This window comes from Streptomyces sp. BI87, from assembly GCF_025957665.1.
In the GTDB taxonomy this organism is placed as follows: Bacteria; Actinomycetota; Actinomycetes; order Streptomycetales; family Streptomycetaceae; genus Streptomyces; species Streptomyces albidoflavus.
Genome location: NZ_CP110079.1, coordinates 5,940,823 through 5,956,152, shown reverse-complemented (window position 1 = coordinate 5,956,152; position 15,330 = coordinate 5,940,823). Strand labels below are relative to the sequence as shown.

General features: G+C 71.8%; 13 protein-coding genes. 3 read left to right on the top strand and 10 right to left on the bottom strand.

The window, feature by feature from the left end; genetic code table 11:
- Window positions 1–5: 5 nt before the first annotated feature.
- The 6 genes from OIM89_RS26635 to OIM89_RS26610 form a co-directional block, all read right to left on the bottom strand.
- Window positions 6–458: a DUF948 domain-containing protein gene (locus tag OIM89_RS26635; RefSeq protein WP_078858185.1), complete on the bottom strand. Its 453-nt coding sequence runs from the start codon at window positions 456–458 to the stop codon at window positions 6–8.
- A gap of 247 nt (window positions 459–705) precedes the next feature.
- Window positions 706–1,320 (bottom strand): 30S ribosomal protein S4, encoded by a 615-nt coding sequence (rpsD, locus tag OIM89_RS26630; RefSeq protein ID WP_003947046.1) that lies wholly within the window; start codon window positions 1,318–1,320, stop codon window positions 706–708.
- Window positions 1,321–1,687: 367 nt separating this feature from the next.
- Window positions 1,688–3,052, bottom strand: a complete 1,365-nt coding sequence (locus OIM89_RS26625) for a replication-associated recombination protein A (RefSeq protein ID WP_003947047.1) — start codon at window positions 3,050–3,052, stop codon at window positions 1,688–1,690.
- 67 nt (window positions 3,053–3,119) lie between these two features.
- A complete protein-coding gene (locus OIM89_RS26620) occupies window positions 3,120–3,764 on the bottom strand; it encodes a vitamin K epoxide reductase family protein (RefSeq protein ID WP_030695449.1) in 645 nt (214 codons plus the stop codon).
- A 283-nt stretch (window positions 3,765–4,047) separates the two neighbouring features.
- Complete coding sequence (gene hisS, locus OIM89_RS26615) at window positions 4,048–5,310, bottom strand: histidine--tRNA ligase (RefSeq protein WP_030695450.1); 1,263 nt, start codon at window positions 5,308–5,310, stop codon at window positions 4,048–4,050.
- Window positions 5,311–5,324: 14 nt separating this feature from the next.
- A complete protein-coding gene (locus OIM89_RS26610) occupies window positions 5,325–6,041 on the bottom strand; it encodes an MBL fold metallo-hydrolase (RefSeq protein WP_238469235.1) in 717 nt (238 codons plus the stop codon).
- Between the two features lie 164 nt (window positions 6,042–6,205).
- Here OIM89_RS26610 and OIM89_RS26605 point away from each other — a divergent pair, with 164 nt between their 5' ends.
- The 3 genes from OIM89_RS26605 to OIM89_RS26595 all read left to right on the top strand — a co-directional run bounded on the left by OIM89_RS26605 (window position 6,206) and on the right by OIM89_RS26595 (window position 9,068).
- Window positions 6,206–7,036 (top strand): peptidylprolyl isomerase, encoded by an 831-nt coding sequence (locus OIM89_RS26605; protein WP_030695452.1) that lies wholly within the window; start codon window positions 6,206–6,208, stop codon window positions 7,034–7,036.
- Between the two features lie 148 nt (window positions 7,037–7,184).
- Complete coding sequence (locus OIM89_RS26600) at window positions 7,185–8,414, top strand: DUF349 domain-containing protein (RefSeq protein WP_030695453.1); 1,230 nt, start codon at window positions 7,185–7,187, stop codon at window positions 8,412–8,414.
- Window positions 8,415–8,567: 153 nt separating this feature from the next.
- Complete coding sequence (locus OIM89_RS26595) at window positions 8,568–9,068, top strand: MarR family winged helix-turn-helix transcriptional regulator (protein ID WP_030695454.1); 501 nt, start codon at window positions 8,568–8,570, stop codon at window positions 9,066–9,068.
- Window positions 9,069–9,090: 22 nt separating this feature from the next.
- Here the strand turns inward: OIM89_RS26595 and OIM89_RS26590 are convergent, their stop codons facing one another.
- The 4 genes from OIM89_RS26590 to secD all read right to left on the bottom strand — a co-directional run bounded on the left by OIM89_RS26590 (window position 9,091) and on the right by secD (window position 15,257).
- Window positions 9,091–11,598 carry a RelA/SpoT family protein gene (locus OIM89_RS26590; RefSeq protein WP_030695455.1) on the bottom strand — a complete coding sequence of 836 codons (2,508 nt, stop codon included), beginning with the start codon at window positions 11,596–11,598 and terminating at the stop codon, window positions 9,091–9,093.
- Between the two features lie 212 nt (window positions 11,599–11,810).
- Window positions 11,811–12,350 carry an adenine phosphoribosyltransferase gene (locus OIM89_RS26585; RefSeq protein ID WP_030695456.1) on the bottom strand — a complete coding sequence of 180 codons (540 nt, stop codon included), beginning with the start codon at window positions 12,348–12,350 and terminating at the stop codon, window positions 11,811–11,813.
- On the bottom strand, window positions 12,347–13,483 hold the full coding sequence (gene secF / locus OIM89_RS26580; protein WP_030695457.1) for a protein translocase subunit SecF: 1,137 nt from the start codon (window positions 13,481–13,483) through the stop codon (window positions 12,347–12,349). The genes OIM89_RS26585 and secF overlap by 4 nt, the downstream gene beginning before the upstream one ends.
- A gap of 1 nt (window position 13,484) precedes the next feature.
- Window positions 13,485–15,257, bottom strand: a complete 1,773-nt coding sequence (secD, locus tag OIM89_RS26575; RefSeq protein WP_030695458.1) for a protein translocase subunit SecD — start codon at window positions 15,255–15,257, stop codon at window positions 13,485–13,487.
- Window positions 15,258–15,330 lie beyond the last annotated feature (73 nt).

Sequence of the window (15,330 nt, the reverse complement as noted above, 5' to 3'; positions counted from 1 at the left end):
GCTGGTCAGTCCTTCCGCCTCCGCCGCGCCCGGCGTGCGGGCGGCACGGCGCGCCCCACGATCACGGTGCGGCGGGAGGGCTTGGCGGTCGTGCGCCGGTCGTCCTCGTCCCGGGTCCTGCGGCTGATGGCCTGCCGGACGCCGTAGCCGAAGGCGGCCACCTTCACCAGGGGGCCGCCGAAGGTGGAGGCGACCGTCGTGGAGAGCGCGGAGGCATTGGAGGTGACTTCCTGCACGTCGGAGGCGATGGCGTCGACTCTGTCGAGCTGGCTCTGGGCCGAGCGGACCGTCGCCGAGGCGTCGGCCAGCAGGGGAACCGCCTGCTCGGTGACGTCCGCCACCAGCTTGGTCGTCGCCTTGAGCGTCTGGGCGAGCCTCACCAGGGCCACGGCGAGGAAGGAGACCAGAATCGCCCAGAAGACGGCCACCAGAATCCCGGCCACCTCTCCACCGGACACTGCGCACCGCTCTCTCTCGGGTCTGATTCGTCAGGTTCGGGTTGTGCACCCGCGTGTGCCGCCGGCTCCCGCGCGGGGCGTTCGGCACCGGGCGGCCGCCCATCGAGCCTATCGCGCGGCCGGTGGCCGCCCGAACCGGTTTCCCGGCCGGGCGCGCGGCGTGCGGCCGGGTCGACAAGCGACGAACCCGCCCCCTCTCCGCAGGGGAGAGGAGGCGGGCTGAGTGCTCTGCCGGATCAGCGGGTGATCAGCGGGCGTAGTACTCGACGACGAGCTGCTCGTCGCAGATGACCGGGATCTCCTTGCGGTTCGGGTCCCGGTCCAGGCGGAAGGCCAGGGCCTTCAGGTTGACCTGGAGGTAGCGCGGGGTCTCGCCCTCCGTGTCGTAGCCACCCTCACGGGCGACCTGGAAGGGGTGCTTCTCGCGGCTGCGCTCGCGGACCATCACGACGTCGTCGGGACGCACGCGGTACGACGGCTTGTCGACCTTGTGGCCGTTGACCTCGATGTGGCCGTGAACGACCATCTGACGGGCCTGGTAGATGGTGCGGGCGATGCCCGAACGCAGCACCAGGGCGTCGAGACGACGCTCCAGCTCGATGACCAGCGCTTCGCCGGTCTTGCCCTCGGCCTTGCGAGCGCGGTCGTAGGCACGGGCCATCTGACGCTCGCTGATGTCGTACTGGGCGCGCAGACGCTGCTTCTCGAGCAGACGGACCTTGTAGTCCGAGTTCTGCTTGCGGCCACGGCCGTGCTCACCCGGCGGGTAGGGGCGGGCCTCGAAGTACTTGACAGCCTTCGGGGTCAGCGCGATACCGAGAGCACGCGACTTCTTGACCTTGGGACGGGACTGGTTCGGCATGAACCGGACCTTCTCTCATCTTTCGTGGGTGGCTCACCAGGGTTAGGGGAGGTCGCATCCGCAGCCGGGGAAACCCTGAGGTCCCGTGCCGTGACACGGTTCCACCGGGCAGCCGCTCCCTGGTCTGGGCACTAACGTGCAGCACGCGAGTGGCCCACCGACCGCCGCTGGGGGGTGGTGGGCTGCCCGCGACACCTTCGACGGTGCGCGACGCTCCTGGAAGACCCGCTCACCACCGCGAGGGCGGTGGGGGCTTCCGGCTGCATGTCCCACTCTGGTGGTGCCGGCCGGGGCCGGACATGGGACGCAGCACTGCTAGCCGAGTGTACCGGCTCACCGGCGGTGCTCCGCACCGGGCCGGGGCGGGTCAGCCCTCGCCTCGGCCGCCCTCGGCGAGGCGCTCGCGGACCTTCTCGACCACGTCGGCGTAGCGGGCCTCGGCGCCGTACCGGGTGGGCTGGTAGTACCGCTTCCCGGCGAGGGCGTCCGGGGCGTACTGCTGGGCGGCGATGGCGCCGGGGACGTCGTGCGGGTAGATGTACCCCTGGGCGTGGCCGAGCTTGGCCGCGCCCTTGTAGTGGCCGTCCCGCAGGTGGGTGGGGACCGGTCCGGCGTGGCCCTTGCGGACGTCCTCCAGGGCGGCGCCGATGGCGGTGGTGGCGGCGTTGGACTTGGGGGCCAGGGCGAGGGCGATGGTGGCGTGGCTGAGGGTCAGCGCGGCCTCGGGGAAGCCGATCATGGCGACGGCCTGGGCGGCGGCGACCGCGGTGGGCAGGGCGGTGGGGTCGGCGAGGCCGATGTCCTCGCTGGCCGAGATCATCAGGCGGCGGGCGATGAAGCGGGGGTCCTCGCCCGCGTCGATCATCCGGGCCAGGTAGTGCAGGGCGGCGTCCACGTCCGAGCCGCGGATGGACTTGATGAGGGCGCTCGCCACGTCGTAGTGCTGGTCGCCCGCGCGGTCGTAGGCGACGGCGGCCCGGTCCACCGACTCTTCCAGGGTGGTGAGGGTGATCTCCGCCTCGCCCTTGTCGAGCGCGGCCCCGGCGCCCGCCTCCAGGGCGGTCAGGGCCCGGCGGGCGTCGCCCCCGGCGACCCGCAGCAGGTGGGCCTCGGCGTCCTCGGCGAGGGTGACGGAGCCGGCCAGGCCCCGCTCGTCGGTGAGGGCGCGGTGGACCAGGCCCCGCAGGTCCTCGTCGGTCAGCGGCTCCAGGGTGAGCAGCAGCGAGCGGGAGAGCAGCGGGGAGATCACCGAGAAGTACGGGTTCTCGGTGGTGGCGGCGATGAGGGTGACCCAGCGGTTCTCCACCGCCGGCAGCAGGGAGTCCTGCTGGGCCTTGGAGAAGCGGTGGATCTCGTCGAGGAAGAGGACGGTCTCCTTGCCGAAGCCGCCGGAGGCGCGGCGGGCGCCGTCGATGACGGCGCGCACCTCCTTGACCCCGGCGGTGATCGCGGAGAGCTCCACGAACCGCTTGTTGGTGGCCTTGCTGACCACGTACGCGAGGGTCGTCTTGCCGATGCCGGGCGGGCCCCAGAGGAAGACCGAGGAGGGGCCGGCCGGGCCGCCGCCGCCCTCGCCGACGAGGCGGCGCAGCGGCGATCCGGGCTTGAGCAGGTGCTGCTGGCCGACCACCTCGTCCAGGGTGCGGGGGCGCATCCGGACGGCCAGGGGGCTGCTGGACGGGTCCTTCTCCTGGCGGTCCTCGGCTGCTGCGGTGAAGAGGTCGGGTTCCACACGGGAACCCTAGTTCACGGCACCGACAACCGGCCCGGGGCGGCCTGCGCGGGCCCTCCCCCGCCGGTCAGCTGGTCCAGAACTCCCACCAGCGGGTGAGGATCAGCATGCCGATGACGCCGATGTGCAGGACGGGCAGCACCCAGGCGAACTCGCCGACGAAAGAGCGGATCGCGCGGGGGGCGGGCAGGAAGCCCTCACGGACGTTGTGCACCGTGACGTACCAGAACATGATGATCGTGGCGACCCAGGCGAGGCAGCACCACAGGCAGAGCGAGTTGATGTTGTACAGCGACTGGTACTGGAGCCAGGTGCAGAAGCCGACGCCGAAGAGGGTCCCGGCGTTGAAGGTCAGCCAGTACCAGCGCGGGAAGCGGGCCCCGGCCAGCAGGCTGACGCCGACGCCGATCACGACGGCGTAGGTGACCAGGCCGAGCATCGGGTTGGGGAAGCCGAAGGCGGCGGCCTGCTCGCTCTTCATGATGTTGCCGCAGGCGACGACCGGGTTGAGGCTGCACCCCGGGACGAAGTCCGGGTCCTCCAGCAGCTTGAACTTGTCGAGGGTGATGACCCAGGCGGCCAGCAGCCCGGCCGCGCCGGTGATCACCAGCATCCAGGCGAAGGCGCGGCTCGTGCCGGCCCGTGCCCGGGTGGGGTGGGTGTCCTCGCGTCCGGGGGCGGCACCGTCGGGTGCTGCTGTGGGGTGGGTCATCACGTCGTTCCGCCAGTGTCGTCGTAGGTCTGCCGGTCTTCTCGGCCGCCAGTCTGCCGTCCGCCCTCCGCCCCGCCCAGGGGCCGGTGGGCCCGGCGGGGCCGGCACCGGGGCCCGCGCGGCTGCGGTCATTGTGCCCCAACGGCCCTGCGGGGCGCCGTCGGACGGACATAAGGAAGAACGGCCGAGCGGCCGGGAGGATGCGGGCGGGCGGCGCCGGGCGTACGACGACGCCGGGCCCGCGCCCCCGGTGAAGGGTGCGCGGGCCCGGCGGGCCGTGCGGTCAGGCGAGGCGGGCGGCCACCTCGGCGACGACGGAGTCGAGCGGGACGGCGGTCTGCTCGCCGGACTCCATCTCCTTGAGCTGGACGACGCCCTCGGCGAGGTCCCGCTCCCCCGCGACCAGGGTGTAGCGGGCGCCGGAGCGGTTGGCGGCCTTCATCGCGGCCTTGAGCCCCTTGCCGCCGTAGGCGAAGTCGGCGGCGACGCCGTCCTGGCGCAGCCGGGTGACGATCCCGAAGAGCGCCCGGCGGGCCTCCTCGCCGAGCGGGACGGCGAAGACGCTGGTCGGGGAGGGCAGGTCCAGCTCGACGCCCTCGGCGCGCAGCGCCAGCACGGTGCGGTCGACGCCGAGCGCCCAGCCGACGGAGGGCAGCGCGGGGCCGCCGATCATCTCGGAGAGCCCGTCGTAGCGGCCGCCGCCGCCGACGGCCGACTGGGAGCCGAGGCCGTCGTGGACGAACTCGAAGGTGGTGCGGGTGTAGTAGTCCAGACCACGCACGAGGCGCTCGTCGTCCTCGAAGACCACCCCGGCGGCGGTGATCAGGGCGCGCACCTCCTCGTGGTACGCCTTGCAGGCGTCGCAGAGGTAGTCCCGCAGCACGGGCGCGTCGGTGAGCTGCTTCTGGACGTCGGCCCGCTTGTCGTCGAGGACGCGCAGCGGGTTGATGTCGATCCGGCGGCGGGTCTCCTCGTCGAGGTCGAGACCGCGCAGGAACTCCTGGAGCGCGGCCCGGTAGACCGGGCGGCACTCCTGGTCGCCGAGCGAGTTGAGCAGGATGCGGAACTCGCGCAACCCCAGCGAGCGGTAGGCCTGGTCGGCCAGGATGATCAGCTCGGCGTCGAGCGCCGGGTCCTCGGCGCCGATCGCCTCCGCGCCGACCTGCGAGAAGTGGCGGTAGCGGCCCTTCTGCGGCCGCTCGTAGCGGTAGTACGAGCCGGAGTACCAGAGCTTGACGGGGAGGTTGCCGGCCTTGTGGAGGCTGGCCTCCAGGGCGGCACGCAGCACGGAGGCGGTGCCTTCGGGGCGCAGGGCGAGCTGGTCGCCGCCCTTGGTCTCGAAGGCGTACATCTCCTTGGTGACGATGTCGGTGGACTCGCCGACGCCGCGGGCGAAGAGGGCGACGTCCTCGAAGCCGGGGGTCTCGATGTAGCCGTAGCCGGAGTTGCGCAGCGGGGCCGAGATCGCCTCGCGGACCGCGAGGTAGGTCGCGGAGTCCGGGGGCAGCAGGTCGTACGTGCCCTTGGGGGCCTTGAAGGTGCTCACGGTTCTCTCTTTGTCTACAGACGTCGTCGGTCGCCGGTGCCACCGGTGCCACCGGTGAGGCCCTGGGCGACCTGCCGCAGGTACGGGTTGGCGGCGCGTTCCCGGCCGATGGTGGTGTGCTCGTTGTGGCCGGGGAGGACGACGGTGGAGTCGTCCAGCGGGAGGCACACCCGGGCCAGGGAGGCGTACATCTCACCGAGGTCGCCGCCGGGGAGGTCGGTCCGGCCGATGGAGCCGGCGAACAGCAGGTCGCCGGAGAGGAGCACCTGCGGCACGTCCCCCGCCTGCGGCAGCCTGAAGGTCACCGACCCCTTGGTATGCCCGGGCGCGTGGTCGACGCTGAACGACAGCCCGGCCAGGTCCACCTGGGCGCCGTCGGCCAGCTCGTGGACGTCGTCGGGCTCGCCGACGGTCAGCTCGCCCATGAGCGGCATGCCGATGGAGCGGCCGATGCCCTTCCCCGGGTCGCTCATCATGTAGCGGTCCTCGGGGTGGATCCAGGCGGGCACGTCGTGGGCGCCGCAGACCGGGACGACCGAGGCGACGTGGTCGATGTGGCCGTGGGTGAGGAGGACGGCGACCGGCTTGAGCCGGTGCTTGGCCAGCACGTCCTCGACGCCCTGGGCGGCCTGGTGGCCGGGGTCCACGATCACGCACTCCTCGCCGGCGGCGGGCGCGATCACATAACAGTTGGTGCCCCAGGCGCCGGCGGGGAACCCGGCAATCAGCACGTTCGTCCTCACTGTCGTCGCTTCTGTCGTCCCACGGCGCGGACCGCGGAGAATCGCAGCAGGTCCGAAGCCTACCGGCGGTGCCGTTTCCACAGCCAACCCGTATACGGTACGGGGCACACCGAAGCGGTCGGGCCCCTACGACGTGACGAGGAGACAACCCGGTGGTCAGCAGCGAGCAGCGGCGGCGCGAGGCCGCCCGCAAGAAGTACCTGCGCCAGCAGGAGCGGCGCGAGGCGGCCCGCCGCCGGGCGCGGACGCGTACCGCGGTCATCGCCTCGGCCCTGGCCGTGGTGCTCGCGGGCGGTGCGGCGGTGTACGCGGTGGGCGGCATCGGCGGCGACGAGAAGGACACGGCGGCCAAGGCCCAGGAGACCCCGGAGCCCACCAAGGCCGCCGATCCCTGCGAGAAGCCCGCGCCGGGCAAGGTGAAGAAGATGAGCTTCAAGAAGGAGCCGAAGCTCACCGTCGACACCGACGCCGACTACACCATGAACCTCGCCACCACCTGCGGGGACATCCCGCTGGAGCTGGACGCGAAGAACGCCCCGCACACGGTCAACTCCTTCGACTTCCTCGCGGGCGAGGGCTACTTCGACCACACCAAGTGCCACCGGCTGACCAGCGCCGGCATCTACGTCCTCCAGTGCGGCGACCCGGAGGGCACCGGCGCGGGCGACCCCGGTTACACGATCCCGGACGAGAACCTGAAGTCGAAGAAGCTCAAGGGCGGCGTCTACCCGGCCGGCACGGTGGCCATGGCCAACCGCTACAACGCCCAGGACGACAGCAATCGCGACTCCGGCGGCAGCCAGTTCTTCCTCGTCTACCAGGACAGCCAGCTGCCGCCCGACTACACCCCGTTCGGCACGGTCTCGAAGGAGGGCATGAAGGTCCTCCAGAAGATCGCCGAGGCGGGTGAGCAGACCGGCATGGGCGACGGCGCCCCCAACGCGACCGTCGTGATCGACAAGGCCACGGTGGAGAAGTCCTGACCTGATCCGCACCGGTCCTGAGCCGGAAGTTCGGTCGTGCGGGATGCGGACAGCCGCCCCGCCGGTCGCCTATGTTGGCCGTGACGAAATTGTGGACGATGCCGGGGCCCGCCGAGGGCCCGTCCGGGCATCATGTGGAGGAGGCGCTGTGAGCAGCGACCCGTGGGGCCGCGTCGACGAGACGGGGACCGTGTACGTGCGGACGGCGGACGGCGAACGAGTCGTCGGGTCGTGGCAGGCCGGAACGCCTGAGGAGGCCCTGGCCTACTTCGAGCGCAAGTACGAGGGCCTGGTCGTCGAGATCGGCCTCCTCGAGCGCCGGGTGCGCACCACCGACCTGGCCGCCAAGGAGGCCGAGGCCGCCATCGCCACGCTGCGGGCGCAGGTGGACGAGGCGCACGCGGTGGGGGACCTGGAGGCGCTCTCGAAGCGGCTGGACCGTCTGGTGCAGACCGTCGAGGAGCGGCGCGAGGAGCGCAAGGCGCGCAAGGCGAAGCAGTCCGAGGAGGCCAAGGCCGCCAAGGAGAAGCTGGTCGCCGAGGCCGAGGAGCTGGCCCGGTCCGACCAGTGGCGGCCCGCCGGCGAGCGGCTGCGCGCGCTGGTGGACACCTGGAAGGGCCTGCCCCGGCTGGACCGGAAGACCGACGACGAGCTGTGGCACCGCTTCTCGCACGCCCGCTCGGCGTTCTCCAAGCGCCGCAAGGCGCACTTCGCGCAGCTCGACGCGCAGCGCGAGGACGCCCGCAAGGTCAAGGAGCGCCTGGCGGCCGAGGCGGAGTCGCTGGCCAAGTCGACGGACTGGGGTCCCACGGCTGCCCGCTACCGCGACCTGATGACGCAGTGGAAGGCGGCCGGCCGCGCCCAGCGCGAGCACGAGGACGCCCTGTGGGGCCGCTTCCGCGGTGCGCAGGACGTGTTCTTCGCGGCCCGCAGTGAGGTGTTCGCCGAGCGCGACGCCGAGCAGGCCGAGAACCTCAAGATCAAGGAGGGGCTCGCGGAGGAGGCCGAGAAGCTGGTGCCGGTGACCGACCTGAAGGCGGCCCGCGCCGCCTTCCGCGCGGTCAACGAGCGCTGGGAGGCGGTCGGCCACGTCCCGCGCGACGCCCGCCCGAAGGTCGAGGGCCGGATGCACGCCGTGGAGCGGGCGATCCAGGAGGCCGAGGAGGCCGAGTGGCGCCGCACCAACCCGGAGGCGCGGGCGCGCGCGGCCGGGCTGACCGGGGTGCTCCAGGACGCGGTCGACAAGCTCCAGGGCCAGATCGAGCGGGCCGAGGCGGCCGGTTCCACGGCCAAGGCCGAGAAGCTCCGCCGTGAGCTGGAGGGCCGCCAGGCCCTGCTGGACCAGGCGCGCAAGGGCCTGGAGGAGTTCAGCGGCTGACGGTTCGCCAGTACGTCCTGCGGAAGGGCCTCACCGGTGCGGTGGGGCCCTTCTCGCGTACCGGACGGGGGCGCACGCCCGGCCGGCCCGTGCACCGGCGCGCCCGTGGCGCCGGGCTGCCCCGGCCGGTGATCGATGGGGCAGGATGGGGCCATGCCGCACTCACCGGACGCGCCCCTGGACCGCCTGGTCAGGGCGGTCACCTCACTGTCGTACGCGCTCGGCCGCAGCCGGGTCCACGAGGAGCTGACGGCCTCGGTCGGGGTGACGGTGGAGCGCCCCGAGATCGCGCTGCTGCGGGTGTTGTACGCCTCGCCGGAGCCCCTGCGCGTCACCGACCTGGCCGCCAGGCTGCTGGTCCGCTCGCCGCACGTCACCCGGCAGGTGGCGCGGCTGGAGGCGGCGGGGCTGGTGCGCCGGGTACCGGACGCCCTCGACCACCGGACGCATCTGCTCTCCACGACCGCCCACGGCCGCCAGGTGGTGGACCGGATCGACCAGGGGATGCGGGACAGCTTCCGGGCCACCCTGGACGACCTGACGGACCGGCAGCTGGCGGACGCGGCCGAGGTGATGGAGCGGCTCGCGGCGGACGCGGCGGCCCGCTACGAGGAGCCCCACCCGGCCCCGCCGCCCACACGCGGCGGAGGCTGACGGGCGGGGCGGGGCCGCCCGGTCAGGGCCTGCGGGCCGAGGTCACCCGGTAGACGTCGTAGACGCCCTCCACGCCCCGGACCGCCTTGAGGACGTGGCCGAGGTGCTTGGGGTCGCCCATCTCGAAGGTGAAGCGGGAGGTGGCGACCCGGTCGCGGGAGGTCTGGACGGCGGCCGACAGGATGTTGACGTGCTGGTCGGAGAGGACCCGCGTGACGTCCGAGAGCAGCCGGGAGCGGTCCAGCGCCTCGACCTGGATGGCGACCAGGAAGACCGAGGACTGGGTCGGCGCCCACTCGACGTCGAGCATCCTTTCGGGCTGCTTGGAGAGCTCGTCCACGTTGACGCAGTCGGCGCGGTGGACCGAGACGCCGTTGCCCCGGGTGACGAAGCCGATGATCGGGTCGCCGGGGACGGGCGTGCAGCAGCGGGCCAGCTTGACCCAGACGTCGTCCACGCCCTTGACGACCACACCGGGGTCGGCGTTGGAGCGGCGCTTGCGGCGGCTGCGGGAGGGCGGCGCCGACTCGGCGATGTCCTCGCTGGCGGCCTCCTCGCCGCCGAGCGACTGCACCAGCTTCTGGACGACGCCCTGGGCGGCGACGTGGCCCTCGCCGATCGCCGCGTAGAGCGAGGAGATGTCCGTGTACCGCATCTCGTGGGCGAGGGTGACCAGGGAGTCGCCGGTCAGGATGCGCTGGATCGGCAGGTTCTGCTTGCGCATGGCGCGGACGAGGGCGTCCTTGCCCTGCTCGATCGCCTCGTCGCGGCGCTCCTTGGAGAACCAGGCGCGGATCTTGTTGCGGGCCCGGGGGGACTTGACGAAGCCCAGCCAGTCCCGGGAGGGCCCGGCGCCGGACGCCTTGGAGGTGAAGACCTCCACCAGGTCGCCGTTGTCCAGGGTGGACTCCAGCGGGACCAGGCGGCCGTTGACGCGGGCGCCGATGGTGCGGTGGCCGACCTCGGTGTGGACGGCGTAGGCGAAGTCCACCGGGGTGGCGCCGGCCGGCAGCGCTATGACGTCGCCCTTGGGCGTGAAGACGAAGACCTCGTTGCGCGAGAGGTCGAAGCGCAGGGACTCCAGGAACTCGCCCGGGTCCTCCGTCTCCTTCTGCCAGTCGAGGAGCTGGCGCAGCCACGCCATGTCGTTGACGGCGTCTTCCTTGCCGGTCTTGCGGGGCACGTCGGTGCGCACCTTGGAGGCGCCGGCGACCGCCTCCTGCTTGTACTTCCAGTGGGCCGCGATGCCGTACTCGGCGCGCCGGTGCATGTCGAAGGTGCGGATCTGGAGCTCTACGGGCTTGCCGCCGGGTCCGATGACCGTCGTGTGCAGCGACTGGTACATGTTGAACTTCGGCATCGCGATGTAGTCCTTGAACCGTCCGGGCACCGGGTTCCACCGGGCGTGGACGGTGCCGAGCGCCGCGTAGCAGTCGCGGACGGTGTCGACGAGGACGCGGATGCCGACCAGGTCGTAGATCTCCGCGAAGTCCCGGCCGCGGACGATCATCTTCTGGTACACGCTGTAGTAGTGCTTGGGACGGCCGGTGACCGTCGCCTTGATGCGGGCGGCGCGCAGGTCCGCCTGGACCTCGTCGGTGACGATGGCGAGGTACTCGTCCCGCTTGGGCGCCCGCTCGGCGACGAGCCGCACGATCTCGTCGTACATCTTGGGGTAGAGGATCGCGAAGGCGAGGTCCTCCAGCTCCCACTTGATGGTGTTCATGCCCAGCCGGTGGGCGAGCGGAGCGTAGATCTCCAGCGTCTCGCGGGCCTTCTTCTCCTGCTTCTCCCGCTTGAGGTAGCGCATCGTGCGCATGTTGTGCAGGCGGTCGGCGAGCTTGATGACCAGGACGCGCGGGTCCTTGGCCATGGCGACGACCATCTTGCGGACCGTCTCGGCCTGCGCGGCCTCGCCGAACTTCACCTTGTCGAGCTTGGTGACCCCGTCGACCAGCAGCGCCACCTGGTCGCCGAAGTCCCGCCGCAGCGCGTCGAGCCCGTACTCGGTGTCCTCGACGGTGTCGTGCAGCAGCCCCGCCATGAGCGTCGCCGGGTCCATGCCCAGCTCGGCGAGGATCGTCGTGACCGCGAGCGGATGGGTGATGTACGGATCACCGCTCTTGCGCTTCTGCCCCCGGTGCCACCTCTCGGCGACCTGGTACGCCTTCTCGATCTGCCGCAGCGTCGCGGTCTCGATCTTCGGGTCGTTGCTCCGCACGATCCGCAGCAGCGGCTCGAGCACCGGGTTGTACGGATGCGACCGCTGAACCCCGAGCCGGGCCAGCCGGGCCCGGACACGGTTGGAGGAACCGGAGCGGGCGGGCTGCTGGCCCGCGGGGCGGCCGGCCGGCGTGGGCGCCGGGGCCGAGGCGGGTGCGGGCTCGGCGGCGGCCGGGTCCGGCTTCGGGCCCTCGGGTCCGGGCGCGCCGGAGGGAGCCGCGGCGCTCTGGGCCTGCTGGCCCTGGGCGGCGGCTTCGGGGTCCCCCGGACGGGGTCCGGAGGAGAGTGGCTGGGCCTCGTCAGGCAAGAGCGCTCCTCGGGCAGGGCTCCGGATCACGATCACGGTCCGGACTGCCATGGTAGCGAGATCGGACCACCGGCTCCGCTCCGGAGCAGGCGGCGGCGGACGGTACGGAGTGCGGGCGGGGGCGTGCGCCCCCCTGTGCGCCGGTGCGGCGGGCCCGCACATGGCGAAGGCCCCGGCAGTGCGCTGCCGGGGCCTTCGCCATCAGTGGCGGCTCAGACCGTGAGCAGGGAGTCCAGTGGAGCCCCGCCCAGTTCCCGGGTGAGCTTGGCCCGCCCGTCGAGGAAACCGAGCTCCATGAGCACGGCGGCCCCGGCGACCTGGGCCCCGGCACGGCGGATCAGTTCCACGGACGCGGCGGCGGTGCCGCCGGTGGCCAGGACGTCGTCGATGACCATGACGCGGTCCTCGGGGGTGAGGTCCTCGGCGTGGACCTCGATCTCGGCGGTGCCGTACTCCAGCTCGTACGCCTGGCGCAGGGTGGCTCCGGGGAGCTTGCCGGCCTTGCGGACGGGGATGAAGCCGAGACCCGCGCGGACGGCGACCGGGGCGGCCAGGATGAAGCCGCGGGCCTCCAGTCCGACGACGCGGGTCGCGCCGTTGCGCAGGGAGAGCTCCGCGAGCGCCTCCGTGAGGGCCGTGAAGGCGGCCGGGTCGGCGAGGAGCGGCGTGATGTCCTTGAAGACGACGCCGGGCTTCGGGTAGTCCGGCACATCCCGGATGCGGCTGAGCAGGAGCTCCTGGATGTCGGTCATCGGCGCTTTCCGGAGGGTCGGCCGCGGCCCCGGCCGCGGGAGGTGGGCTGGGTACGGCGCGGGCCCACCAGGGAGCCCGTCTCGGCACCGTCGCCATCGTCGCCGAGGTCGTCGCCGGCCGTACCGGCGGCGGTGGCCCCGGCCGGCTGCGGCTCCCCCTCGTCGCCGCCCTGGGCGCGCTTGGCGAGGACCCTCCGCTTGAGGGCCTTCATCTGCGGCTCGGTCTCCTTGAAGTCGGCGACGAGCGGCGTGGCGATGAAGATCGACGAGTACGCGCCGGCCGCGAGGCCGACGAAGAGCGAGAGCGAGATGTCGTTGAGCATGCCCGCGCCGAGGAAGCCGCCGCCGATGAAGAGCAGCGCGCCGACCGGGAGCAGCGCGACCGCGGTGGTGTTGATGGAGCGCACCAGGGTCGCGTTGATGGAGCGGTTGGCGATCTCGCTGTAGGTCCAGCGGGTCTGCTTGGTGGCGTCCTTCGAGCTCTCCTTGAGGCTGTCGAACACCACCACCGTGTCGTACAGCGAGTAGCCGAGGATGGTCAGCAGACCGATCACCGTGCCGACCGTGACCTCGAAGCCGACGAGGGCGTAGACGCCCACCGTGATGGTGATGTCGTGGATCAGGGCGATCAGCGCGGCGAGGGCCATCCGCCACTCGAAGGCGATGGCCAGGTAGATCACCACGAGGATCATGAAGACCCCGAGGCCGGTCCACGCCTTGTTGGCGATCTGGGAGCCCCAGCTGGGGCCGACCAGGTCGGCGTTGATGTCGTCGGCGGCGACGTCCAGCTCACGGGAGAGCGTGTCCCGGATCTGGTCGGACTTCTCCGTGTCGACGTTGCTGATCTGGATGCGCAGGCCGCCGTTGCCCAGTTCCTGGACGAGGGCGTCGTGTCCGGCCGCGTCCTCCGCGATGGTCTCCGCCTGCGGTGCGGAGACGCTGGTCTTCGGGGTGGTGAAGACGGCGCCGCCCTGGAACTCGATGCCCATGCTGAGCCCGCGCACCGCGAGGCCCGCGATGGCCGTGATGGTGATCAGGATCGAGACCGCGTACCAGAACTTGCGCTTGCCGACGAAGTCGTAACCGACCTCGCCGCGGTAGAGCTTGGCGCCGAGATTTCCGAGTCGGGACATCTCACGCCTCCTTCGGGTCGGCGGGGACGGTACGGCGGGCGCGGCGCAGCGGCGGCTTGACGCCGAGGCGCTTCGGGTCCAGGCCCGACCAGGGATGGCCGCTCGCGAAGAACTTCTTGCGCGCCAGGATGGTCAGCAGCGGCTTGGTGAAGAAGAACACCACGACCACGTCGAGCAGGGTGGTGAGGCCCAGCGTGAACGCGAAGCCCTGCACCTTGCCGACGGTGACCACGAAGAGCACGGCCGCGGAGAGGAACGACACGAAGTCGGAGACGAGGATGGTGCGCCGGGCGCGGGGCCAGCCGCGCGCCACGGCGGGCTGGAGCGAGCGCCCCTCGCGGATCTCGTCGCGGACCCGTTCGAAGAAGACGATGAACGAGTCGGCGGTGATACCGATGGCGACGATGGCACCGCAGACGGCCGGCAGGTTGAGCGCGAAGCCGATGGCCGGGCCGAGCAGCACCATGATCGTGTAGGTCAGTGCCGCCGACATCAGGAGGCTGATGATGGCGATCAGCGACAGGCCCCGGTAGTAGACCACCAGGTAGACGATGACCAGGATCAGGCCGATGCCGCCGGCGATGAGTCCGGCCTCCAGCTGCTCGCCGCCGAGCGCCGCTGTCACCGAGGTGACGGACTCCTCGACGAAGGAGAGCGGCAGGGCGCCGTAGGACAGCATGTTCGCCAGGTCCTGCGCCGACTCCTGGGTGAAGGACCCGGAGATCTGGGCCGTTCCGCCGGTCAGCGGCTCACGGACGTACGGCGCGGAGACCACGTCACCGTCGAGGACGATGGCGAACTGGTTCTGCGGGGAAGGCTTGGCCGAGATGTCCGTGGTGACATCGGCGAACTGCTTCTTGCCCTTGTCGGTGAACTCCATGTTCACCAACCACCCCTGCGCGCCCTGCTGGTCGATGGCGGCGGTGGCGTCGTCGATCTCGGTGCCCGCTACGGCGGAGGGGCCGAGGATGTACTTCTCCCACTGACCTTGCGAGTTCTGACCGCAGGCGACGATCGCCTCACTGGGCTTGGTGCCCTCGGCGGCGGCCGTGCGCTCCTCGGTGTCGGTGCAGGTCAGCGCCTCGAACTTCTTCATGAGCGCTGCATCGCCCCCGCCCTCGGAGGCGGAGGGGGAGGGCGTCGGGTCCGCCTTGCCGTCGGCCGAGCCGGACGGGGAGGGCGTGGCGTCGGCCTTCAGGGCGCCGGAGGCGGCGCGGCCCTGGGTGGTGGGCGTGGCCTCGGGCTCGCCGGACTTGCCGTCGGTGGCCTTGTCGCCGCCCTCGGTGGCCTTGTCACCGTCGCCCTGCTCGGCCTCGTCGGGCGAGCCGCTCGCCGACGGGCTCGGGGAGCCCTCGGGGGCGGGCTCACCGGAGGCGAGCTGGAGTACCGGGCGGAAGAAGAGCTGTGCGGTGGTGCCGACCTGCTCGCGGGCCTGCTTCTCGTTCGTCCCCTTGGGGATGTTCACGATGATGTGGTCGGTGCCCTGGGTCTGAACCTCGGCCTCGGAGACACCGAGGCCGTTGACACGGCGCTCGATGATGCCGACGGCCGTGTTCATGTTGGTCTGGTTGACCGCGCTTTCCTGACCCGGTTCGCTCCTGGCCTGGAGCGTGATGCTCGTGCCGCCGGCGAGATCGATACCGAGGCGCGGCGTGGTGTGCCCGGAGAGGAACATGCCTCCGGTGAGCGCCACCAGTGCGATCAGGATCAGCGCCAGGGCGCGGCCCGGCCGGCCCTGGCCGGGCTGCCTTCGGCCCTTCTTCGGTGCTGCCACCTTGTCGTTTCTCCCTGTCCAACCGCCCGGCGTGGCTGAGCGCGGCGGGCGGCCCTGAAGTTGTGTGGAGGAC

Coding starts and splice junctions, on each gene's coding strand:
- secF (WP_030695457.1), bottom strand. CDS start 13,483: ATGTCCCGACTCGGAAATCTCGGCGCCAAGCTCTACCGCGGCGAGGTC.
- OIM89_RS26595 (WP_030695454.1), top strand. CDS start 8,568: ATGCCGCACTCACCGGACGCGCCCCTGGACCGCCTGGTCAGGGCGGTC.
- OIM89_RS26620 (WP_030695449.1), bottom strand. CDS start 3,764: ATGACCCACCCCACAGCAGCACCCGACGGTGCCGCCCCCGGACGCGAG.
- rpsD (WP_003947046.1), bottom strand. CDS start 1,320: ATGCCGAACCAGTCCCGTCCCAAGGTCAAGAAGTCGCGTGCTCTCGGT.
- OIM89_RS26585 (WP_030695456.1), bottom strand. CDS start 12,350: ATGACCGACATCCAGGAGCTCCTGCTCAGCCGCATCCGGGATGTGCCG.